This window comes from Vibrio sp. Y2-5 (assembly GCF_014596725.1).
Taxonomy (GTDB): domain Bacteria; phylum Pseudomonadota; class Gammaproteobacteria; order Enterobacterales; family Vibrionaceae; genus Vibrio.
The window spans coordinates 185,204-209,315 of record NZ_JACVEG010000004.1 but is presented as its reverse complement, the minus strand read 5'-3'; the positions used below and the strand labels follow the sequence as shown (position 1 = coordinate 209,315).

General features: G+C 42.9%; 18 protein-coding genes. 13 read left to right on the top strand and 5 right to left on the bottom strand.

What is annotated here, in order from left to right; translation table 11 throughout:
- The first annotated feature begins 9 nt into the window (after window positions 1-9).
- Entirely contained in the window at window positions 10-1,074 is a 1,065-nt protein-coding gene (locus tag HUO09_RS13320) for an Ldh family oxidoreductase (protein ID WP_167412075.1), read from the top strand.
- A 504-nt stretch (window positions 1,075-1,578) separates the two neighbouring features.
- On the opposite strand, the gene HUO09_RS13315 is transcribed toward HUO09_RS13320, so the two are convergent.
- Window positions 1,579-2,946 (bottom strand): sigma-54 dependent transcriptional regulator, encoded by a 1,368-nt coding sequence (locus tag HUO09_RS13315; protein ID WP_167412076.1) that lies wholly within the window; start codon window positions 2,944-2,946, stop codon window positions 1,579-1,581.
- The gene (locus tag HUO09_RS13310) at window positions 2,927-4,759 is read right to left on the bottom strand and encodes an ATP-binding protein (protein WP_188234284.1); all 1,833 of its coding nucleotides are present in this window, start codon (window positions 4,757-4,759) and stop codon (window positions 2,927-2,929) included. The genes HUO09_RS13315 and HUO09_RS13310 overlap by 20 nt, the downstream gene beginning before the upstream one ends.
- 864 nt (window positions 4,760-5,623) lie before the next feature.
- Here HUO09_RS13310 and HUO09_RS13305 point away from each other — a divergent pair.
- The 5 genes from HUO09_RS13305 to sucD are packed head-to-tail and all read left to right on the top strand — an operon-like array spanning window position 5,624 to window position 13,060.
- Window positions 5,624-8,347, top strand: a complete 2,724-nt coding sequence (locus HUO09_RS13305) for a 2-oxoglutarate dehydrogenase E1 component (protein WP_188234283.1) — start codon at window positions 5,624-5,626, stop codon at window positions 8,345-8,347.
- A 33-nt stretch (window positions 8,348-8,380) separates the two neighbouring features.
- Window positions 8,381-9,571, top strand: coding sequence for a 2-oxoglutarate dehydrogenase complex dihydrolipoyllysine-residue succinyltransferase (gene odhB, locus HUO09_RS13300; protein ID WP_188234328.1), 1,191 nt, complete (start codon window positions 8,381-8,383; stop codon window positions 9,569-9,571).
- An 11-nt stretch (window positions 9,572-9,582) separates the two neighbouring features.
- Window positions 9,583-10,998, top strand: coding sequence for a dihydrolipoyl dehydrogenase (gene lpdA, locus HUO09_RS13295; RefSeq protein WP_188234282.1), 1,416 nt, complete (start codon window positions 9,583-9,585; stop codon window positions 10,996-10,998).
- Between the two features lie 26 nt (window positions 10,999-11,024).
- A complete protein-coding gene (gene sucC / locus HUO09_RS13290) occupies window positions 11,025-12,188 on the top strand; it encodes an ADP-forming succinate--CoA ligase subunit beta (protein ID WP_188234281.1) in 1,164 nt (387 codons plus the stop codon).
- Window positions 12,188-13,060, top strand: a complete 873-nt coding sequence (gene sucD / locus HUO09_RS13285; protein ID WP_188234280.1) for a succinate--CoA ligase subunit alpha — start codon at window positions 12,188-12,190, stop codon at window positions 13,058-13,060. The genes sucC and sucD overlap by 1 nt, the downstream gene beginning before the upstream one ends.
- A gap of 356 nt (window positions 13,061-13,416) precedes the next feature.
- Here sucD and panF read toward each other — a convergent pair whose 3' ends face one another.
- The 3 genes from panF to HUO09_RS13270 all read right to left on the bottom strand — a co-directional run bounded on the left by panF (window position 13,417) and on the right by HUO09_RS13270 (window position 15,759).
- Window positions 13,417-14,889: a sodium/pantothenate symporter gene (gene panF / locus HUO09_RS13280; protein ID WP_188234279.1), complete on the bottom strand. Its 1,473-nt coding sequence runs from the start codon at window positions 14,887-14,889 to the stop codon at window positions 13,417-13,419.
- Window positions 14,882-15,175: a YhdT family protein gene (locus tag HUO09_RS13275; protein WP_188234278.1), complete on the bottom strand. Its 294-nt coding sequence runs from the start codon at window positions 15,173-15,175 to the stop codon at window positions 14,882-14,884. Before HUO09_RS13275 ends, panF begins: the two co-directional genes overlap by 8 nt.
- A gap of 89 nt (window positions 15,176-15,264) precedes the next feature.
- Complete coding sequence (locus HUO09_RS13270; protein ID WP_188234277.1) at window positions 15,265-15,759, bottom strand: NUDIX domain-containing protein; 495 nt, start codon at window positions 15,757-15,759, stop codon at window positions 15,265-15,267.
- A gap of 526 nt (window positions 15,760-16,285) precedes the next feature.
- Between HUO09_RS13270 and HUO09_RS13265 the strand changes: the two genes are divergently transcribed.
- The 7 genes from HUO09_RS13265 to HUO09_RS13235 all read left to right on the top strand — a co-directional run bounded on the left by HUO09_RS13265 (window position 16,286) and on the right by HUO09_RS13235 (window position 24,095).
- The gene (locus HUO09_RS13265; protein WP_188234276.1) at window positions 16,286-17,362 is read left to right on the top strand and encodes an ABC transporter ATP-binding protein; all 1,077 of its coding nucleotides are present in this window, start codon (window positions 16,286-16,288) and stop codon (window positions 17,360-17,362) included.
- Window positions 17,363-17,423: 61 nt separating this feature from the next.
- Window positions 17,424-18,509, top strand: coding sequence for a helix-turn-helix domain-containing protein (locus HUO09_RS13260; protein ID WP_188234275.1), 1,086 nt, complete (start codon window positions 17,424-17,426; stop codon window positions 18,507-18,509).
- A gap of 243 nt (window positions 18,510-18,752) precedes the next feature.
- Window positions 18,753-19,811, top strand: coding sequence for an ABC transporter ATP-binding protein (locus tag HUO09_RS13255; RefSeq protein WP_188234274.1), 1,059 nt, complete (start codon window positions 18,753-18,755; stop codon window positions 19,809-19,811).
- A gap of 9 nt (window positions 19,812-19,820) precedes the next feature.
- Window positions 19,821-21,062 carry an ABC transporter substrate-binding protein gene (locus tag HUO09_RS13250; RefSeq protein ID WP_188234273.1) on the top strand — a complete coding sequence of 414 codons (1,242 nt, stop codon included), beginning with the start codon at window positions 19,821-19,823 and terminating at the stop codon, window positions 21,060-21,062.
- Window positions 21,063-21,136: 74 nt separating this feature from the next.
- Window positions 21,137-22,102: a carbohydrate ABC transporter permease gene (locus HUO09_RS13245; RefSeq protein ID WP_373563701.1), complete on the top strand. Its 966-nt coding sequence runs from the start codon at window positions 21,137-21,139 to the stop codon at window positions 22,100-22,102.
- Window positions 22,102-22,932, top strand: coding sequence for a carbohydrate ABC transporter permease (locus tag HUO09_RS13240; protein ID WP_167413051.1), 831 nt, complete (start codon window positions 22,102-22,104; stop codon window positions 22,930-22,932). Before HUO09_RS13245 ends, HUO09_RS13240 begins: the two co-directional genes overlap by 1 nt.
- A gap of 86 nt (window positions 22,933-23,018) precedes the next feature.
- Entirely contained in the window at window positions 23,019-24,095 is a 1,077-nt protein-coding gene (locus tag HUO09_RS13235; RefSeq protein WP_188234271.1) for an endo-1,4-beta-xylanase, read from the top strand.
- Window positions 24,096-24,112: the final 17 nt, after the last annotated feature.

Genomic DNA, 24,112 nt, shown 5'->3' with positions numbered 1-24,112 from the left:
AAAAAGCAGATGAAAGTTTCAATAGAAAAAATTAGATGGTTGGCTGCAGGTCTGTTAGAGATGAATGGTTGTCCTTCAGATATTGCTCAGAATGTAGCGGAACATATGGTGGAAGCCGATAGAAACGGCTATAGCAGTCACGGTGTTTCGTTGTTACCTAAATATATTGGCAATATGCATGAGGGAGAGGTTACCGCTGTTGCTCGACCAGAATTGCTTGCTGAAAGCAGTGGTATGATGCGTTTTCATGCTCGTAATGCTTTTGGTCAACATGCTGCTAAGGTAGCTATGCGTGCGGCAATCGAAAAGACCAAATCAGAAGGCTATTGTTTGATGACGTTGTGCCATGCGCATCACTTAGGTCGGTTAGGGCATTATGGTCAGATGGCTACAGATGAAGGACTAAGCCTATTTGCTGTCAGCAACGTTACAGGTCGTCCTGCTGTCGTGGCTCCATGTGGTGGTGCTGAGGCTCGACTAACCACTAACCCGTTTTGTTTTGCTTGGCCGATGAATTCTGGGCATCCGCCGTTGTTGGTCGATTTCGCTACAAGTAGTATCGCAATCAACAAAGCGCGTGTTATGGCACAACAAGGGCAGAGCGTACCACTAGGTACTGTAATTGATGCGCAAGGCAATCCAAGCGAAGACCCAGGGGTACTTTTTTCTGAGGCTGCTGGTGCTTTATTGCCTTTCGGTGGGCATAAAGGGTTTGGTATGGCGCTAATGATTGAGCTAATGGCAGGTATACTGTCTGGCGGCGATACTATCGCTCAAGATCACAGTGCTAACGGATCAGCTCACAATCATTTGTTTACTTTATTGATTGACCCGAGCAAGTTTGGTGATGTGCACCAGACTCAAGGGAAAGTAAATGAATTTGTTGAATATTTACTAGGAACTAAACCACAAGCTGGTGTTGATCATGTGATTTACCCAGGTATGCCGGAAGCGAAGCAGCGCGCAGCACATAGCGAAAGCATTACTGTAAGCTCAGAGTTTTGGCAATGGATTACTGAAAACTATTCTAGAAAAGGAGTAGATCTTCAGGAGCCAGAGATGGCTGAAGCTTAAGGTTTGTAAGACCTTTAAAGAGCCAGTAACTAGGTTACTGGCTCTTTTTTTATGCTTTTATTTAATGCTTAACATATTGATTTGTTTTGTTTATTCAACGTTGACTGTACGAATGATTGTTTCCTTTGTTGTACGGGAGATGTCAGGGCAATCAAGTAATCATAGAAAATTCTACAGAGTAAGTGATGTTTGAAGTGATGGAAGATGAACTATGGGAAGAGGGGATTACCACTTAAGTCATAGTTATAAGAGTTAGAACAATGAGTGCAATTGATGGATACGAGTCTATTTTCGAATAAAAGTAACGTGTTCGCGATGGGGTTTGAGAATGATTTTATGTATTGCCTTAAATAAACGAAACCATAGGCTCGATAGTTAATACTGGAATACAGTAAGCGGTATTGAATACTGACAGCAGGCTCTGCTGCCAGTCATTCAATAGCATTAAGTTGGGTTATCACATTGTTAGCAATGGAAGGAGTTATTTTGGTTTATCGACACCGTTTAACAAGCGGATTCTGAATCCCTAAAAGCCTGTGGATTTATTTGGTGCTTATTGATTTTATCGTATAGCGTTTTACGAGGCAGTATGAGCTGCCTTGCTGTCAGGCTTACTTGTCCGCCTGTCTGACGTAGCATATCTTCAATTAATTTTTTCTCGAAAGCATCAATACAAGCAGCCAAACCACACTCTTCCTGAATAGGGAACGATACAGACTCTGACTGAGAGGATCGTAGTAGTCCCAGAACAAAGCGTTCGGCAGTATGTTTGAGTTCGCGAACATTCCCGGGCCAACTCATGGACTGTAACCACGCAATGAAGGATGGTGATATTTCCGGCATCGGCTGTTGAAATTTCTGTGCAGCTTGGCTTGCGAACCAGTAAAACAGCTCAGGTATATCTTCGAGTCGTTCACGTAACGGTGGTATGCGAACGGTTGCCACGTTTAAGCGATAGTAGAGATCGAGTCGAAAATCTCCTTGTTTACTAAGCTCCAGCAGATCGACTTTTGTTGCGGCGACTACACGGCAATTAATCGGAACAAGTTTATTTGTACCAAGTCGCTCGATTTGTCGTTCTTGCAGTACCCGCAGCAATTTGGCTTGCATGCCCATTTCCATACCTTCAATTTCGTCTAGAAACAGCGTGCCACCATTGGCATACTCTACCTTGCCAACACGTCGTTTTGTTGCACCAGTAAACGCGCCTTGTTCGTGCCCAAATAGTTCACTTTCAAATAAAGTCTCCGGTAGACCTGCGCAGTTCAGTGCTACAAAATTGCCTTGATTGTTGTTGCTCCAGTGGTGAAGAGCTCTAGCCACTACTTCTTTACCGCTGCCGGTTTCTCCGTGGATTAATACATCCACACCTGTGCTAGCAATATGTGTCAGTGTATTTCGAAGTTCATTCATCGCTGGGCTGCGACCAATTAGCAAAGGCCCCTCATCCTTTATTGCTGCTCTTCTAAGTTGGCGGTTTTCTATCACAAGGCGTCTTTTTTCAACTGCGCGATTCACCATTTCGAGCAATTTTTCGGAACTACATGGTTTTTCTATAAAGTCATAGGCACCTTTACGCATTGCTTTAACGGCCATCTCTACATCACCATGACCTGTTATCAATATAACTGGCAGATCGCTATCCCACTCTTGGGCTCTCGCTAGGAGTTCTAGACCGGACATTCCGGGAAGACGGACGTCGGTGATAACAATGGCATGTTCTTCTTTTTCTATTGCCTCTAACCCTTGTTCTGCATTTGGTAATGCAATAACTTGATATCCTGCTAGCATCATTGCCTGTTTACAGGCAAAGCGCACAATATCGCTGTCTTCAATATAAATGACTTTTATATCAGGAAGATGTTGATTCATCTTGGCCCCTCAATTTATCCCAGGTAAGTGTAAACATAGTACCGCCGTCAGGGTGATTATCGGCGGAGATTGTTCCGTTTGAGTTGTTCACTATTTCACAGACAATCGCCAACCCGAGCCCCATTCCTCGGCGTTTGGTGGTAAAAAACGAATCAAACATGCGACTTTGAACTTCTGACGATATACCAGCCCCAGTATCTTTAATGGTGACAGTTATTATTTTGTCATCTTCGCGGACAGTAATATCCAGACGTTTTATGGGTTGATCTTCCATTGCATCGACCGCGTTAATGATTAGGTTGCTGAAAATTTGCTCCAGACCTACGGAGTCACAGTTCACTATCAACGAGGAAGATGAAACGTTAATACGGCGTTCAACGCAGTTTCTTTCAAGGTTATGGTTTAGTAGCGCCAGCGAATTGTAGATCGCTTTAATTATATTAGCTGCGTTACCTTTAGGTACTTTATTACGACTGACGAATGACTTCATTTCTGAAATATTGTGACTCATTCGCTCAATCACGGAAGTAATATAGTTAAGGTTTTGGTCTACTTCACTATACATATTGAGATCAAGCATTTTGCGTGCGTTATCAGTTAGAGCATGAATGGCTGCTAAGGGTTGGTTTTGTTCGTGAGCAATTTCCGTGACCATTTGCCCAAGTGCAGCTAACTTATTAGATTCTGCTAGTTCGCTGCGAATATGTTGTAAGGAACGTTCTGCGGCCATTCTATCTTTCATTTCATTAAGCCGATATTGATCGACTTTCCTCAGTGCTCGCGTTCTGCTGGTAACTTCTCGCTCAAGATAGTCGTTATTTTTCTTCAAAACATTCTGAGCATGTACTCGCATTCGAAGATATTTAAATAGCATTAATAAAAACAGGTAGATAAAGAGTATAACTGAAGCGACAACACCAATTGAAATATAAACTTCTTGCATTGAAGATACGGAGGCTACCTTCCAATTATATTCTGGAATTGTAATGTATTGCCGATAATTTCTAGGGAATAAACAGCTTTGGGTTTTGCTAGTGTTAAATAATTTAATGCCCAAGAATTCATAGCATGTATAATTTTCCACTAGTTCCATAGCGTTGCTATTATATTGTTTGGTTTTTTCAATTGTTTCTAAAACAGGGGAGGTCAGCTTATTCATTGACTTGAGGCGCCAGTTGGGATTAACACTCAAAAAGATAATCCCATGTTCATCGGCAACAAATATCTTATCCGGACCTTCAGACCATGCTTTTTCAATATCATTGAGGCTGATCTTAATCACCATGACACCAATGATTTTCCCTTCATTTTCAATTCGAGATGAAAGAAAAAAACCGGGTTGTAATGTCGTGCTACCGATACCGTAAAACTTTCCTAACTGTCCTTTCATCGCTTGAGTATAGTAAGGGCGAAAGCTATAGTCCTCCGAGATATAACTTTGCTCTTCGTTCCAATTACTAGAAGCTATCGCTTTTCCTTGTGGATCTAAAATAAAAAGTGCAGTTGTGCGTAGTTCTTTATTGAACTCTTCAAGGTGTAAGTTTAAGGCTTTCAACGAATCTGGGTCTGAGGCAACAAGATTAGTATGAATTAAACGGTCCTGAGAAAGCAAAAATGGTAAATGGTTATATTGCTCAATAGTAGAATGTAAGGTTGCGTTATACATTTCTAAGCGCATTTTTTCTGCACTTGTAAATGTAAAGACAAAAAATCGTAAGAACAAAACGCCAGCGAAAACAATGAACAAAAATAACAATATTTCAAAAATGATAAAATTTCTTTTATCTCTAAACAGGATTAAATTTAATATCATTATTCTTCGCCTCGAAACTTGTGGTTATAACAATTTTGAAGCTTCTATAAGAATTACCCTACGATAAATGTAGCAAAGTATTACAGTGGTAAATCTATGGACTAAAATGCAATTACTCCAAAATTTTAATTCTCTACTAGTAGCAAATTCCATAGAAATATTGTTCTAACTTAAATTTATTTTCAATTTATTTACATAAATGTAAAAATTAATAAATATATTTCATGCAGTAATTTTTCTAAGCAGAGGTGGACAATATAACCATAGTACGCACCAAACGAATAGAGTAATGATTTTGGTGATATCACAATCATTGAACTTTAAGTAAATTCTGACTAATTTCATACAATATAGAGAGAACGGGAATCAAATTTTTAACAGATTAATAAAGACAAACACATTAAGATTCTCTTTCTCTCTTTCTCTCTTTCTTTCTCTCTTTCTTTCTCTCTCTTTCTTTCTTTCTTTCTTCTTGTTTTGACACCTTCTATTTTCTTTATCTTGAAATGATGGCGGTTTCCCCTTTTCCGAAGACTTTTTAGGACAAGTTTGCATAGGCGATGTGAATGTGTGAGCAGCCAATTGCTGACGTAATAAACAAATTCAGAGCGATTACTAATCTGTCGATGCCTTAAATGTTCATCGGAATGAAAGAGAGATATTTGGAAATTAAAAATTTGAATGAAGCTGTGTGTATATCCGCTCAGGTGCGGATTTCGTGTCACTTTCGCCGCCGTGTTTATTGAATGGGATAAAAAATAAATTCATATATATCAATTAGATACGACAATATTTTTTTTGGCACAAATGCTGCTATATAAAATGCGTTACTAACTCTCCCCCTACAAAAATAAAGGAGACACAATGGAACCATCATCTCTATTTAACGCAGAAAACTTAAGTTTTCTTGATGAGCAATACCGTCAGTGGCTTGAATCTCCAGAACAGCTTTCAGAAGACTGGCAGCAACTATTTACACAAACAGAAGGTGTTATTTTTGAACAAGGCGCAGCAGAAGGTAATGTATCTTCCTCTGTTGTGAAAAAGCAAATTGCGGTTACTTTACTCACAAAAATGATTCGTGACAAAGGTCACCATAATGCACAAATAGATCCGCTTGGCTTACAAGTTGTCAAACCGTTACAACAACTGAATTTGCAAGAGTGGGGGCTGGAAACAGCTGACTTGCAGCAGAATTTTTACGTTCCTTTTGCTGGTCAACAAGTCAATATGCCTCTGAATCAGATTCTTTCTCTGTATCAGCAAGCTTGGTGTGGTAGTACTGGCTATGAAGTGACGCACTTAGAAGACGATCAAGAGGTTGATTGGTTGCTAAAGCGAATAGAGCAAGCTTCTCCCGCTGATTTTAAGCAAGACCAAAAACTTACCCATTTAGAACATTTAACTCGAGCTGAAACTTTAGAGCGTTACTTACATACTCGCTTTGTAGGACAGAAACGATTTTCTTTGGAAGGTGGTGAGAGCACTATCCCAGGGATTCATGCATTGATTGATCAATTAAGCAAGCATGGAGCCGAAGAGTTGGTGATCGGTATGGCGCACCGTGGTCGTTTGAATGTTCTAGTCAATGTGTTGGGCAAATCTCCAGCTCTACTATGTGAAGAATTTGAGGGCAAACAACCGAAGGCTCTAGGTTCAGGTGATGTTAAATATCACCTTGGATATTCGAGAAACATTGATACCGCACACGGTAGCATGCATCTTTCACTGACATGCAACCCGTCACACCTAGAGATTGTAAACCCGGTGGTTCAGGGACAAGTTCGCGCTCGTCAAGATAATCGTGGTGACATTGCCCGCGAGCAAGTAGCTTCGCTATTGATTCATGGTGACTCTGCACTAGGTGGTTTAGGTGTAAACCAAACAACCTTCGCTCTTGCAGAAACTCGCGGCTACAGTACAGGTGGTACGATTCACCTCGTCATCAATAACCAAGTCGGTTTCACAACTTCTCATCCGCAAGATATGCGCTCAACGCGTTATTGTACAGATGTTGCGAAAGGGGCTGGTATGCCGGTACTGCATGTTAACGGTAATGACGTTGAAGCAGTTTGTAATGCAATGGCGTTAGCGGCGGATTGGAGACAGACTTTCCATAAAGACATCATCATTGACTTAGTATGTTTCCGCAAACATGGTCATAACGAGAGTGACGAACCACGTCTGACTCAGCCACAGATGTATAAAGCTGTCGATAACCATCCGGGTGTACGCAGTCTTTACGCGGACAAACTGGTTCAACAACAAGTTCTGACATCAGAGCAGTCGTCTGAAATGGTTGAGTCAACCCGACAATGGCTGGATAGCCCTGCTTCAGAAAGCGCGCCGAAATCCGCTACCCATCGTTGGAGCAACGACTGGAGCGTCTTCGACCAGACTAATTGGTGCCCAATTTCTTGTACTCAAATTACTCGTGAACGTATTGCAAAACTAGGCGATGTGTTATCTACCGCACCTGATGGATTTACGGTTCACCCAACTGTGAAACGCCAGTTAGCTCAACGCAAAGCGATGTCTCTTGGTGATCAGCCTGTTGATTGGGGTATGGCAGAAGCACTGGCATGGGGATCTTTGGTGGAAGACGGGCACCCAGTTCGCCTTTCTGGTGAAGATGCTGGCCGTGGTACGTTTAGTCACCGACATGCAGTATTGCACGACCAACAAAAACAAGAACGCTACATACCGCTGCAAAATATCAGTCCTAGTCAGGAAACGTTTGAGGTCATCGACTCTGTGCTGAACGAAGAGGCGATATTAGCGTTGGAATATGGTTATTCGATTAGTTCTCCAAAAGCGTTAACTATCTGGGAAGCTCAGTTTGGCGATTTCGCGAATGGTGCCCAAATTGCTATCGACCAATTCATCTGTTCAGGTGAAACCAAATGGCAACGTTTTAGCGGGTTAACTGTGATGCTACCTCATGGTTATGACGGTCAGGGCCCTGAGCACTCATCTGCACGTCCAGAACGTTGGCTACAGTTGTGTGCGGAAAACAATATGCAAGTGGTTATGCCTAGTGAATCTAGCCAGATGTTCCATTTGTTACGTGGTCAAGTCACACGTTCAACACGTAAGCCATTGATTATTATGATGAGCAAGCGTCTGTTGCGAGCTAAAGCAGCAATGAGCGACCTGACTCGTTTCACTGACAACACATTCCTACCAGTGATTGCTGATCCGTTAAACCAGCCTGCGAACCAAATCGAGCAAGCCATTGTTTGTTCGGGGCAAGTTTACTATGACGCAGTGGCAGAACGTCAGAAACGTGGATTGGAAGACAGAGTAGCAATTATCCGTCTTGAACAACTTTATCCGTTCCCAGCAGAAGAGCTTTCATCTCAGTTGGAACAGTTAACCAATTGTAAACACTTAGTATGGCTACAGGAAGAGCCGGAAAACCAAGGCGCGTGGCGTCAGATTCATCATAATCTTGTTTCTATCACGGAAGGGAGAAACTGGAGTTATGCAGGCCGTCCAGCTGCTGCTGCACCAGCAACTGGTTATGGCTCTGTACATCGTCAAGAACTAGAAAATCTACTTGACGAAGCGTTTGCTTCGATTTCATAGGCTCAGTAGATAACAAATTACCTCAGGAAAATAATTATGATTGAAATTAAAGCCCCACAACTCCCAGAATCCGTTTCGGAAGGTATCTTGGCTCGCTGGTGTAAGCAGCCAGGAGAAGCGGTAAAGCGCGATGAAGTCATAGCTGAACTTGAAACTGACAAAGTTATCCTTGAAATTCCAGCGCCACAAGACGGTGTGTTGAATGAACTCATCTGTCAGGAAGAAGATACAGTAGTATCTGAACAGCTGTTAGCTTACATAGTGCCTCAGAGTGCTGCTGCAGTTGAAGCTCCGGCAGCAGCTCCTGCAGAAGCTGCGGCGCCAGCTTCTGCTCCGGTGATGCCTGCAGCAAGTCAGGAAGGGTTACGTCAGGGCATCTCTATGGATCAAGTTACTGGTAGTGGTAATGGCGGTCGAGTTCTAAAAGAAGATGTAGTACGTGCAGCTGAAGCGCAAAAAGCGCCTGTACAAACCCCTGAACCTGTTGTAACCAAAGCACCAGCAGCTCCAATCATTTCTGGCTCTCGTGAAGAGCGTCGTGAGCCGATGTCGAGACTACGTGCTCGTGTTGCTGAGCGTTTGCTTGAGTCGCAGCGTGAAAACGCCATTTTGACTACGTTCAACGAAGTGAACATGCAGCCAGTAATGGATTTACGTAAACGTTGGAAAGACGACTTTGCTGCAAAACACGATGTGAAACTTGGCTTTATGTCGTTCTTTGTAAAAGCAGCAACGAGTGCTTTGCGTGAATTCCCAATTCTTAACGCTAGTGTTGATGGTAAAGATATCATTTGGCACGACTACTGCGATATCGGTATTGCGGTAAGTAGCCCTCGCGGCCTTGTTGTACCAGCACTACGTAATGCTGAACAAATGTCAATTAAGGAAATTGAAAGCCAAATCGCTGAGTATGCAATTCAGGCGCGTAATGGCAAATTGCCTCTTGAAGCCCTACAAGGCGGAACTTTCTCTATCACTAACGGCGGTACGTTCGGCTCAATGATGTCTACTCCGATCATCAACCCACCACAATCAGCCATTTTGGGTATGCACGCTATCACTCCACGTGCTGTTGTAGAGGACGGAAATATTGTTATTCGTCCAATGATGTACCTGGCACTGAGCTATGACCACCGAATCATCGACGGTCAGGAAGCAGTACAAGCACTGGTGCACATTCGCCGCTTGTTGGAATCGCCTGAGCGCTTTTTACTAGATATTTAAAAGGAACCATTATGAGTACACTTTTTGATGTTGCCGTTATTGGCGCGGGACCAGGTGGATATGTTGCAGCTATTCGAGCTGCACAGCTTGGACTAAAGGTCGCTTGTATCGATGATTTCTCAAATTCTGAAGGGGAACCATCTCCTGGCGGCACTTGCTTAAATGTAGGCTGTATACCGTCTAAAGCTCTACTTCAGTCATCTGAGTTGTATCACGCGTTACAACACGAAGGCACTGAGCACGGAATCAGTGTTACTGGTGCGAAGCTGGATGTACCAGCAATGATTTCACGAAAAAATGCCATTGTGAATCGACTAACTCAGGGCATTCGCATGCTATTTGATCGCAATAGCATCACGTTCGTTCATGGTCGAGCTACGCCAGTACTCTGCCAAGATGGAGTTTGGCAACTTTCGGTTGCTCAATCAAAAGATACGCAAACCTTACAAGCGCGTAACGTTGTAATGGCGATGGGTTCTAGACCACGTGCGTTGCCAGGCGTCGAAGTCGACAACGTCGATATTCTCGATAATGCAGGCGCATTAGCGCTTGAAAGCTGTCCTAAGCGTCTTGGCGTAATTGGCGCTGGTGTGATTGGTTTGGAACTGGGATCTGTTTGGCAGCGCTTAGGTTCAGAAGTCACATTGCTAGAAGCTGCGGACTCTTTCCTGCCAGGGCTTGAGAAACGTGCATCCACTGAGGTTCGTAAAGCACTGACAGATAGCGGCCTGACCATGGAGTTTGGCGTCAAGATTCAGCGTGTTGAAAAACGCAGTAAGGACATCGTTCTTCATTGGGAACAAGCTGGTGTAGAGCATAAAACTACCGTTGACAAACTGATCGTTGCTATCGGGCGAGTGCCTAACAGTGATGATCTTGACGTCGAAGCTCTAGGTATCACTAAAGATGATCGCGGTGTGATCGTTGTCGATGAGTTATGCCGCACAGGACAACCTGGTTTGTGGGCAATTGGTGACTTGGTTCGCGGTCCAATGTTGGCGCACAAAGCAATGCATGAAGGTATTCAAGTCGCAGAATCGATTGCTGGACAACCAGTTCATCCTGTTGATTTGAACGCAATACCTTCGGTTATCTACACCGACCCAGAAGTTGCTTGGGTAGGGGTCACTCAACCCGGTGCGGGCGTTAAAAAAGGCAGCGCACCTTTTGGTGGCAATGGTCGTGCATTAGCGCTAGGCAGAGATGGTGGGCGTTGTACTTTGTTCGTCCGTGAAGACAACGACAGACTGGTTGGTGCGACAATTATCGGTCCACAAGCATCAGAACTAATTAACGAAGTTACGATGTCAATGGCATTCCAAGCTTCGGCAGAAGATATTTCACTCACTATGCACGCGCATCCTTCTTTAAGCGAAGTATTGCACGAAGCCGCTTTAGCGGCAGATAAACGCGCCATCCACGGCTAAAATCTTATTCACAGGAGAAATAAGTAATGAATATTCATGAGTATCAGGCTAAACAGCTGTTTGCCGAATTTGGACTGCCTGTATCTGAAGGTTATGCATGCGATACTGCACAAGAAGCTTTTGAAGCTGCTAAGCGTATCACGGGTAAAAAAGTTGCTAAGTGTCAGGTTCACGCTGGTGGCCGTGGTAAAGCGGGCGGTGTAGAGCTTCACGACACGAGTGAAGGCGTAAAAGAATTCGCTCAAAAATGGTTAGGTAAAAACCTAGTAACTTACCAAACAGACGCAAATGGTCAGCCAGTTTCAAAGATTTTGGTTGAAACCGCAACTGACATCGCTAATGAACTATACCTTGGCGCAGTCGTAGACCGAGCAACTCGTAAGATTGTTTTCATGGCATCAACTGAAGGTGGTGTGGAAATTGAAAAAGTTGCTGAAGAAACGCCAGAGCTAATCCACAAAGCTGCAATTGATCCACTCGTAGGTCCACAAGCTTACCAAGGTCGTGAACTTGCATTCAAACTGGGTCTTGAAGGTAACCAAATCAAGCAATTCGTGAAGATCTTTATGGGTCTTGGCGAAATGTTCTCTCAATATGATTTGGCATTGCTTGAGATTAACCCGCTTGTTATTACTACTGAAGGCAACCTATTGTGCCTAGACGGTAAAATTAACATCGACTCAAACGCAATGTACCGTCAGCCTAAGCTACGTGAAATGCACGATCCTTCGCAAGAAGACGAGCGTGAAGCGCACGCAGCTCAGTGGGAACTGAACTACGTAGCACTGGATGGTGACGTTGGTTGTATGGTTAACGGTGCTGGTCTAGCAATGGGTACAATGGACATTGTTAACCTACACGGTGGCAAACCTGCAAACTTCCTAGATGTTGGCGGTGGCGCAACAAAAGAGCGTGTAGCTGAAGCATTTAAGATCATTCTATCTGATGCGAATGTGAAAGCCGTTCTGGTAAACATCTTCGGTGGTATCGTACGCTGTGACATGATCGCAGAAGGTATTATCGGTGCGGTTAAAGAAGTTGGCGTAAACGTTCCTGTTGTTGTTCGTCTTGAAGGTACGAACGCTGACCTAGGTCGCGAAGTCCTTGCTGGTTCTGACCTTGATATCATTGCTGCTGAGTCACTAACTGACGCAGCTCAGAAAGTTGTTGCTGCTGTGGAGGGCAAATAATGTCTGTACTTATTAACAAAAACACTAAAGTAATTTGCCAAGGTTTCACTGGCGGTCAAGGTACTTTCCACTCTGAACAAGCGATCGCTTACGGAACGCAAATGGTCGGTGGTGTTTCTCCGGGTAAAGGTGGTCAAACTCACCTAGGTTTACCGGTATTTAACACTGTACGCGAAGCAGTAGAAGCAACTGGCGCTACAGCGACAGTAATCTACGTACCAGCAGCATTCTGTAAAGATGCTATTTTCGAAGCAATTGACGCAGGTATCGAGTTAATCGTAACTATCACAGAAGGTATTCCAACCATCGATATGATCGATGTAAAAGTGAAGCTGGAAGAGACAGGCGTACGTATGATTGGTCCTAACTGTCCGGGTGTTATCACTCCAGATGAGTGTAAGATTGGTATCATGCCAGGTCACATTCATAAGAAAGGTAAAGTAGGTATCGTATCTCGTTCAGGTACTCTAACTTACGAAGCAGTTAAGCAAACAACGGACGAAGGTTTCGGTCAGTCTACCTGTGTTGGTATCGGTGGTGACCCTATCCCAGGTTCAAACTTCATTGACATCCTGAAACTATTCCAGGAAGACCCTGAAACTGAAGCAATCGTAATGATTGGTGAAATCGGCGGTACTGCGGAAGAAGAAGCGGCAGCGTTCATCAAAGAAAACGTGACTAAGCCTGTTGTTTCTTACATTGCGGGTGTAACGGCTCCTGCGGGTAAACGTATGGGCCACGCTGGTGCGATTATCTCTGGCGGTAAAGGTACGGCTGACGAGAAGTTTGCTGCACTAGAGTCTGCTGGCGTTAAGACAGTGAAAAGTCTTGCTGAAATCGGTAAAGCGCTACGTGAAGTAACGGGTTGGTAATTAAGCAATTTTAAATTAGCTTAGTTCGGTATAAGCCATCGCTATCATACTTATTTTCAATAGGTACGAGATTAAGCGATGGCTTTTTTGATCTGCAACGATCCAGCGTCGTTTCAACATGAGCAGTGCTCGCTTTATCGACATCTGTATTGTGGCTGAGCGATATTCTGTAACTGACCGTTAATTATTAATGAATCATGAAAGGTATAGAGAGCATCCCCAAGCGCTGGTGAAGCTTTGTATCTATAACGTATCCATGATGCCTAGTTACACTGCAAAGCTTTGTATTTACAATGAGCTAGAACTTGTGGGCATTAAATCAGGTATTTACATAGCGTCTTACTCTTTCAAACTGTTTAGCTATCTTGATTTATTGGCATTAAGCGCTGTTTAAGTTCTTTGTGAGGTTTCAACATACTGCCAATGATGAACACGGACAGTCCTGTGATCATGGTAGGAACGATGGGGTGTATACCTCCCATATCTGGCTTTAGCAAAACTAAGCTAATGTAAACGCTTAGCCCAAAGACCATAGAAGATAAAGCCCCAGTAGAAGAAGCTCTCGACCAGTATAATCCTAATACCAAAGGCCATAAAAAGACGGCTTGCAAACCGCCTAAAGCCACAAGATTCAGCCAAATAATCATGTCTGGTGGATTGGTCGCTGCAACAAAAACTAAACTAGCAAAGATACCCGTTGTCCATAGAGAAATCCGGCTTAATTTTTTGTCCGCATTTTGGTCTTCAACGATCTGAGGATTGATGTAGTTAATATAAAGATCTTTAAGCAGAGTTGATGAAGCCTGAATTAACTGCGAGTCAATAGTCGACATAATGGCTGCCATAGGCCCAGCAATGAAAACACCTGCAAGTATCGGTGGAAGAACGGTCATCATGAGTGTTGGCATGATCTGATCAGGGCTTGCGACTTCAGGAACCAAGGCTCTTCCCAAAGCTCCGGTTAGGTGAGTTCCGAACATCAGCAGTGCAATCATGATAGTACTGATCACCATGCCTCTATGTAATGAAGCACTATTTTTGTATGACATACATCGTACAGCTGCTTGAGGCAGCCCGATAATGCCGAAACAGACGAGAATCCAAAAGCTCAAAATAAACGGCTGGCTCAGGAAATGATTTGGCCCATATGGCGATACCAGTGCTGGATCGATATCGTGAAGCTTAGTGACGAGACTTTCTAAGCTTCCTCCCGCATGAATCACACCAGCCAGTAGAATGAAAGTACCGATAACCATCATTATCCCTTGAATGGTGTCTGTCATGACTACGGCACGAAAACCACCGATGGTGGTGTAAATTCCAACCGTACAGGCAAACAATAGCAATCCATTCTGATAACTAATTCCAAGGACAGTTTGAAGTAGCCTTGCACCACCGACGAATTGCACCACCATAGTACCGAAGAAAGCCAGAAGTAGCGCAAGTGAAGAGAAAATAACAACTTTTCGGCTCTTATAACGGGCATAAAGCATGTCATTTATTGTCAGTGCTTTGTGGCGTCTTGCTTCTATTGCAAATTTTTTCCCAAGTACACCTAAAGTAAGCCAAGTCGCAGGTAATTGGATCATAGCCAGCAATACCCAACCAAGCCCCATTTTGTATGCTGCTCCCGGCCCGCCGATAAAACTACTGGCACTGGCGTAGGTTGCTGCAAGGGTCATGGCGAGAACAAATCCCCCCATGCTTCGGCTACCAACAAAATATTCGGTGAGAAAATTGCCGGCCTTTTTGTAACGCTGAGTCAGAAAGGCCAATGTGAAAACGGCGATAAGATAAATGAACAAAGGGATAATAAGCTGACTATTCATACTGGTCTTCATCATAGCTATCGAGGTCAATATCGTTATAAAGATATTTCACCATGAGTGCGCAAAGCAGAGTAAAAACGACAGGTCCAACGACGCAGGACAACAGGAACCATAAAGGCATGCCCCAAAATAATGGAGGTAATTGTTGTTCATCTACTGGCGCGGCAACAATGTAGGCGCTAAAGAACCACCAGAAAAAATACCCTAAAGCGAGAAGGATTGCCCATAGGGCTTCTCGTTTAGCTTGGCGATCTAAAACGAAATGTGTTTGCTTATCTGATTTCATAACTCACAGTTTAGCCAATCTATTGTTGTAGGCTGTCTACTCTAAAACGATTCAGCAGAAGAGTATTGGCAAGGAAAGGTTATGTAAACCTATTTAAGGGACTCTATGGCTCTCAGCAAAAACGTTTCTGCCAGGCTACCTTGTTTAATTTCACTCACAGCGTTATCAAAAGAAAACCATGCAGCATGATCAATTTCGTGATTTGTGCCCGATAAGTCTTCAGAGCTAGCAACACAGAGGTAGTTGCACATTAGGGTATTTGAGCCCGAATGAAACTCACTACTCATGTAACGGGAGCTGTGGACAGATAGTCCAACTTCTTCTTGAATTTCTCTGTTCAAGGTTGATTCTAGGTTGTCACCTAGAGCGACATACCCTGCAACCAGAATATTGTCCTTGCTGCCATATTGCTGTATCAGCAAAATTTTAGTTTGATCAGGGCTTAAAATGATGGCGCTGATAGCGGTGTTAAATGCCGGAAAACGGTATTGATTACAGTGACAACAGAAAGGTACAACCCCTTCGTTGACGCAGGTTTTTTCGACGAGCAATGCGCCGCAATCTTTACAGTGTTTTTCTTTCATAGTTTCAACAGTGAGAAATGAACAAAGAGTCACGATGACTTCAGGATAAGCGTATCTTACTCAAGCCGATTAGTGTGAAAAGATACAGACGCTAACGTTTAAAATATAACAGAATAAAAAGTAAACTGTTATGAACTCGTGCTGATAGCTAGCCTAAGACGGCTAAAAATATCTAACTTTAAGACATTTTATTATGATGTTTGAAGAATAACTTCTCATTTCAAAACGTAAATATTTAAAAAATAACATTTAATGTTTGATTAATTAAGCAGATTAAATGACTGGCTTGAACAGCAAATTTATTATTTGTTCAGGGTTAAGTCGTTATTTTAATATTTAAATGGGATGGAAAAGTGTGAGGTCTATACCTGCTGAAAAATTGAGATTTCCGCGGGTTGGCTTTTTATGCGTGATCCAAGGCTCAATCGTGAAATATAAAAACTCGATTAAGAAAAAAGGTAATTGGCGAAAAAATTTAACATGGCAAGAATGACTGTTAATGTTAGAAATCATATTGGGAATAAAGATGGCTTCGGTAACTTTTAAAAATGTGAACAAGGTTTATTCTGGCAATACGCATATTGTTAAGGATATCAACTTGGAGATTGAGAGCGGCGAGTTCGTTGTGTTTTTAGGCCCTTCAGGCTGCGGGAAATCAACCACTCTTCGTATGCTATCTGGTCTGGAAGATATCAGCTCCGGAGAGATTCTCATTGATGGTGTCGTAGTCAATGACCTCAATCCGAAAGAACGTAATATTGCGATGGTATTCCAGAGCTACGCCCTTTACCCACACATGACCGTTGCTGAAAACATCGGCTTCTCACTAAAAATGGAAGGCAAGAAAAAAGCTGAGATTGAGAAAGAGGTCAATCGAATCGCGGAAATGCTCCAACTGACTCCGTTGCTAAAACGTAAACCGAGGGCGCTTTCCGGTGGTCAACGCCAAAGGGTAGCCATGGGAAGAGCTATGGTTCGTACGCCAAACGTGTTTTTGTTCGATGAGCCGCTGTCCAATTTGGATGCTAAACTGCGAAACTCAATGCGTAGGGAAATTAAGAGTTTACATAATAAATATTCAAAAACAACGGTTTATGTAACCCATGACCAGGTTGAAGCGATGACCCTTGCAGACCGAGTCGTTATTTTACGCGATGGTGAAATTGAGCAAGTTGGTACGCCTTATGAGGTGTACCATAAACCAGCAAGTCAATTTGTTGCGAGTTTTATTGGTACTCCGACAATGAATATGATGGAAGGCAAATTACAACGTGACTCTAATAGCTGGCATGTTGTATTGGGTGATCAAAAAGTCGATTTAGGTAAGTCTTTCGACGACGCTATGGATGGAGAAAGCGTTACTTTGGGTATTCGTCCGACGGATATTCACGCCAGTCAAGGTGAAGGCAGCATAGGCCTGCATGTTTCTGTAATGAACAGCGAATTACTCGGTAGCACACAACAAATTAATGCGGCAATGGCACAGCAAAAATTAGTGGCTGAAGTTGAAGCCGATTTAGACCTGAATGGAAAAACGTCAATGAACTTATTCTTTGACCCAAACTGCTGCCATGTATTTAATCAATCTGGTCATATTATCTAAGTGAGAAGGTTGCTATAGATGTTTAATCTTTGGCAACCTTGTTTATATTATGGAGGTTCGTGTGGAGTTACTGCTACTTATCGATACCATGATTCACTATGATCGCGAGTTACTAAAAGGAGTAAAGTCTAAGCTCGACGAATTAAATATGAATATTAATATTCATATAGATGCGATAGAAAATGCGACCTATTTATTGTCTAGAAAGTGGAACTATGTGATAGCTGACTTTGATAAAGGTGGCTGTGACAATCTTATTTCACAATTGTCAGGTAAAAAGCTGGTTTTCTCCAACGCACGGGTTGAACATGCTCCAGATGGAGTGCTGTGTATTTATAATGACAACCAGTATGTCGCAGATATTGCGTTAGGACATTTTATAAATGATGGTATTCGTCATGTATCGGTGTATTCCGACTTGGGTGATTATTATCAGTCTTGGGCTACGGAAAGAAAAAATAGCTTCTCTTCACTCGCTTTAAAACTAGGATGCAGTTATTACTCTAATGCCATTGAAGCTATTACAACTTCAGAAAATAGAATCGGTGTGTTTTGTACAACAGATCGATCAGCCAGAAAGTTTATACGTTACTGTATAGAGAATAATATTCCAGTACCGGATAAAGTATCGATAATTGGAACGGATTATGACGAGTTGGAGCGAGATATATCGCCAATACCCATTAGCTCTATTGATTTAAATCCTAAACAATTGGGAAGAGAGTGCATCGAACTTCTTCTCAATCCTCGACCTTCAAGCAAACAGCAAAGCTATAAAGCTAAACAGCTCTATGTTGATAGTTCGGCAAAATCAGCCATTGAGTCAGATAGTGTGGTCAATAGCGCTCTTCTCTACATTCACAAGCACTATAGTCGCAACATTCGTGTTATGCAAATAGCTGATTATTGTAAGGTTTCAAGAAAAACACTTGATAAAAAATTTATAGATTTGAAAGGGGAAACTGTGCATCAATACCTTTCAAATTTGCGTCTAGACAAGTCTAAGCAACTACTCCGAGAGACATCTCTTCCAGTGGACAGCATAGCAAGACGTTGTGGTTACTTGGGGCAAAATTATCTCAACCAGCTATACCGAAAGTGCTTTGGCTATACCCCGTTTGAGTATCGGAAAAGCGCAGCAGAGTAGTGGGAAATAAACTAAAAAAAACCAAGTATTATTACTTGGTTTTTTTATGTGATATACGCCATAAATAAATGATGATTCTTACTTAAAATTCATGAAACAGTTTCGTGGAATACCCTTTCTGAAGACTCTTATCACAATTAGGAAATATCGTAATTACAATTTCAAATATTGGTAATTGTTACTATCAGCGACCTGAATAATATGTTGTTAAGAAAGCTATTAATTACATATTTTGGTGGGAACATGGCATCAGTTCAATTTCGAAACTTGATTAAGAACTATGGTGATACAGAGGTTGTTAAAGGTATCAATCTTAATATTCAACATGGTGAATTTATTGTCTTATTGGGACCATCAGGCTGCGGTAAGTCAACAACCCTGCGCATGTTGGCTGGTCTGGAAGACATAACCGATGGTGAAATTTGTATTGAAAATGAAGTGATCAACGAACTTCACCCTATTGAACGTAACATCGCAATGGTGTTTCAGAGCTACGCGCTTTATCCACATATGACGGTGGAAGAGAACATGGCATTCGCTCTCGAAAACTTGGGCTTCGATAAAGTAAAACGTAAGCGTATGGTTTCTGAAATCGCAGAGGTTTTAGAACTGACTCCACTGTTATCACGTAAACCTAAAGAACTTTCAGGCGGGCAACGCCAGCGCGTTGCTATGGGGCGCGCAATGGTTCGCAGCCCAGATGTGTTTCTATTTGATGAACCTCTTTCTAACCTAGACGCTAAGCTTCGTGGTCAGATGCGTTCAGAAATCAAACTGTTGCACAAACGCACGAAAACAACCGTGGTATACGTGACACATGACCAAATTGAAGCGATGACCCTAGCGGATCGTATCGCCATTCTCAATAACGGTGTGATTGAACAGATCGGCTCTCCAAAAGAAATCTATAACCATCCAAATAGTAAATTTGTTGCCAAGTTTATTGGCTCCCCTGAGATGAACATCTTGGAAAACCTCGGTGACGCGGTAAGACCCTTTATTTTCCAATCGACAATCGAACGGGTTGGTGACGTAAAACCTTTATCGGTAGGTATCCGAGCCCAAGATTTCCATCTGTCTCCAACAAATATAGAAACTGAAAATCTTGCCTCTATAACGGTTCAACTCAAACAGGTTGAGTTAATGGGCGCGGTAAAGCATATCGAATGTTTATTTGGCAATAAGAGAATCATTGCTGAAGTGCCTTATACCGATGAAAAGATTCACGACAAATTTGAACTCTATTTCGATAAAAACAAGGTTCATGTGTTTGATAAAAACGACAAGGTCATAATCCAATAAGGAAAAATTATGAAAAAGAACATCATTGCTTCTGCTATAGCAGCGTCTGTTTTTTCAGTGTCAGCGTTTGCTGCACCCACTGAGATTACGGTTGCTTCTTTCCCCAATTTCAACCAAGTGGCAGAAATTGCGGTACCAATGTTTGAAAAAAAATACCCTGATATCAAGGTTAAAGTTGTCACTCTCGCTTATGCGGACCATCACAATGCGATGACAACTGCACTTGCAACTGGCGCGAACCTTCCAGATGTGATGGGTATCGAATACAGCTATGTGGGTCAGTTTATTGAGAGCGGCGGTCTGGATGACATGTCGCCTTATGGAGCCGGTGCATTTACCGATAAATTGGTGCCTTACTCTGTTGCACAAGCAACCAACTCTGACGGTGTTCTTTCAGCAATTCCTGCGGACATCGGTCCGGGTGCAACCTTTTATCGTAAAGACATTTTAGACGCGTCTGGTGTTACAGAAGAAGAGCTACTAAAAGATTGGGACTCTTTTATCAAAGCGGGTATTAAGATCAAAGAGAAAACGGGTAACTACCTGATCGCTAATGCGGTAGACATTAAAGACATTGTTATTCGTTCAAACCTTAAAGAAGGCGAGGGGCTCTATTTCGACAAAGACCACAATATCCTTGTTAACTCCGAACGTTTTAAAGAAGCGTTCCGTTTAGCGAAGAAGGCCCGTGATGCAGGTATTGACGCGAAAGTGGCTGCTTGGTCAAACGAATGGACGGAAAGTCTACGTCGTGGAGCGGTATCTGTTCAAATGATGGGGGCTTGGCTCGGCGGTCACCTACAAGGTTGGATTGCTCCGGATGCGACTGGCCTATGGCGTACTTCTCAACTGCCAGATGGCGCTATGGCGAGCTGGGGTGGTTCATTCTACGCGATTCCTAAAAAAGCGCAGCACAAAGCAGAAGCTTGGAAATTCATCGAGTTCATGGCGACTGACAAAGAAATTCAGCTAGCTGGCTTTAAAGAAATTAACGCGTTCCCTGTGCTGGTTTCTACACACAACGATGATTTCTTCAACCAAGAAATCCCATACTTAGGTGGTCAAAAGGCTCGTCTAATTTGGCGTGAAACAACCAAACACATTCCAGCACTGACCGTTGACCGTTACGATGAAGTTGCGCGTCAGGTGGTGAATGATGCTCTGGAAAAAGTTCTAGAGAAAGATGCCAACATTGACCAAGTATTGGCAGATGCAGAGAAACAAATCAAACGTCGTGCTCGTCGTCGTTAATTCATCGTTAGAACCGGGGCTGCATCGGTAGCCCCGCGTCATATAGCAATTTTGGAAATAATCCTATGACAACAATGACACGTCCACTTAATGCCTCCAGACGCAGAAATTTCTGGCTAAGAAAAGGAAACAAAATAGCGCCATATCTTTATGTCAGCCCTTTCTTTATTATTTTCGGCGCGTTTGGCTTATTCCCGCTTCTTTTCTCTTTATACCTGTCTTTTCACTATTGGGAGCCTGCAGCCGGATTGGCTTCAATGGAATGGGTTGGGGTAGAAAACTATGTTTTCGCACTTGAGGATGAATGGTTCCAATCTTCCATTTACAACACCTTTATTATCGCGTTGAAATCGGGGATTCCTCAGCATGCAGTGGCTTTGCCGCTGGCATACTTTATTCATACTAGTTTTACACGCATGAGAAACACGGTCATTGGCATCTACTTTGTACCGTACATTACTTCTACAGTGGCGATTTCACTTGTGTTTACCACGCTATTCTCACGTGATTACGGCATGATTAACCAAGTGCTTACTTCATTGGGGAATTTTACAATTGCAGATATAAAAGTTCTGGCATGGTTGTTCCCAACAGAGAATATTGACTGGTCTCGTCCTGCTTATACCAAAGATATGATTTCGTTTGTCGTATTTTGGCGCTTCGTAGGTTGGAATACCGTGCTTTATCTTTCTGCGTTACAAACGATCCCGAAAGATCTTTATGAAGCAGCGACTATCGACGGTGCAAACCGCTATCAGCAATTCTGGCACATCACACTTCCAATGCTAAAACCAATGGCGTTCTTTGCGGTAACTTTAACCATCATTGGTAACCTACAGCTGTTTGAAGAACCGTTCATTATTACCGGTGGTACAGGTGGTATTGAGCAAGCGGGTAAAACTGCGGCTATGCACATGTACATTACTGCTTTCGTAGAGAGTGACTTTGGTACGGCGTCTGCTATTTCCTGGATTCTATTTATGATCATTGCGGGTTTAACGTGGCTCAATAGCAAACTATTAGGTGGGAGAAACGACTAATGAAATCAATGGGCAAAGATAAGCTGATAGCTTACATCACCGTGTTTATCGGTGCGATTATCATGCTGGCACCATTTTACTTTATGTTTATTTTCTCGTCGCATTCCAATACGGGCATTCTATCTGTGCCGCCACCAATTACCTTTGGTGACTACTTGGTGACGAATTTCAACACGCTCATAGATTATCTGCCTTACTTTTGGCACAACCTTGCATTGAGCTTGTTTATTGCCATTGTGGTGACAGCATTGAATTTGTTGTTTTGTTCACTGGCTGGCTACGCATTCTCTATGTTTGAGTTTCGCTTTAAAAACGCGTTGTTTGTGATGATCATGGGAACTATGTTGATACCACCATTTCTTGGCATGATTCCTACGGCAATGGTGATGTCGCAACTGGGTTGGATGAATGATCCCAAAGCACTGATTGTTCCTGCAGCTTGTGGGGCAATGGGTATCTTTATGATGCGTCAGTTCATCTCGAGCTCAATTCCGAAAGAGCTTGTTGAAGCGGCGCGTATGGATGGCTGTCGTGAGTTCAAAATCTACTACCGCATTATTGTGCCTCTGATTCTTCCAGCATTTGGTACCTTGGGTTTGATTACTTTCATTGGTACCTGGAACAACTTTATGGGACCACTGGTTGTAATGAACGATATGAAAATGTTCACCGTACCTCTAGCACTTCGTGCGCTGCAAGGTACCGGCCAAGTGCCATGGGGTGCCGTGTCTATAGGAGCGAGTATCGCCGTTCTGCCGCTATTGTTCCTGTTTGTCATTGCCTCGCGTCGTTTAATCGATGGATTAACTTCAGGCGCGGTTAAGGGCTAATTTTCCAGAGCTGCTTTCATCACTATCGACCCCCGATTTGAGCAGCTCTCTTTTTATTCCACTTGATACTTTTCAAGGAAAATAGAATGAAACACCCAATTACCACTTTGCTCGTTGTCAGCTGTTCGCTCATTTCTCCAATTGCTGTTCATGCTTCTGAACTTCCAGTTCCCAGCCTTAAATCACTCGCAGAGCAGTCCAATATCCATATCGGTGCAGCGTTAGAAACTCGTCATCTTAAAGAACCTAACTTTGCCAAAACATTCTCAAGTCAATTTAACCAACTCACTCCAGAAAATGAGATGAAATGGGTGAACATTCATCCACAGCGAGATCGATTCGATTTTAGTAAAGGTGATGAGCTGGTGAATTTTGCGCAGCAGCACAGCATGCAGGTCAAAGGGCATACGTTGGTTTGGCACAACCAAAATCCCGACTGGTTAACTCAAAAGCAGTGGACCGCACCTGAGCTGGAAAAAGTACTTGAGGAACACATCAAAACAGTTGTTGGTCACTATAAAGGAAAAGTGAAGTACTGGGATGTGGTGAACGAAAGTTTCAATGAAAATGGCTCTTATCGTGAAACCCTTTGGTACCAAGTGCTTGGTGAGCGTTATCTGGAACTCGCCTTCAAGTTTGCCCATGAAGCGGATCCTGATGCGATGCTGTTCTATAACGATTACAACAATGAAGGGATGGGCGCTAAGTCGAACGCCATATATCGAAAAGTGAAAAGCATGGTGGAAGAGGGCGTTCCTATTCACGGTGTTGGTTTCCAACTGCATTTGATGGGAGAACATTCTCTTAATGAGCAGGACATTACACGCAACATTGATCGCTTAAAACATCTCGGTCTTAAGATTCACTTCACTGAAATAGATGTGCGTATCCGCGACAATGCTAGTCACTTCGCACTTGATACGCAGGCACGTATATTTAGCCGTTTGATGGATATGGCTATTTATTATCCAGAGGTGGATATGTACACCACTTGGGGCGTGACGGATAAGTACAGTTGGGTGCCCGGTTGGTTTACTGGTTATGGTCGTGCTCTGATGTTTGATGAGAACTATCAACCGAAACAAGCATTTAAAGCAGTCTATAGTTCGTTGCTTGCTGCATCCAAAGGTGAGTCCTCTTATCAACCACCAATCAACCAGTAAGCTGAATCTAAATACTT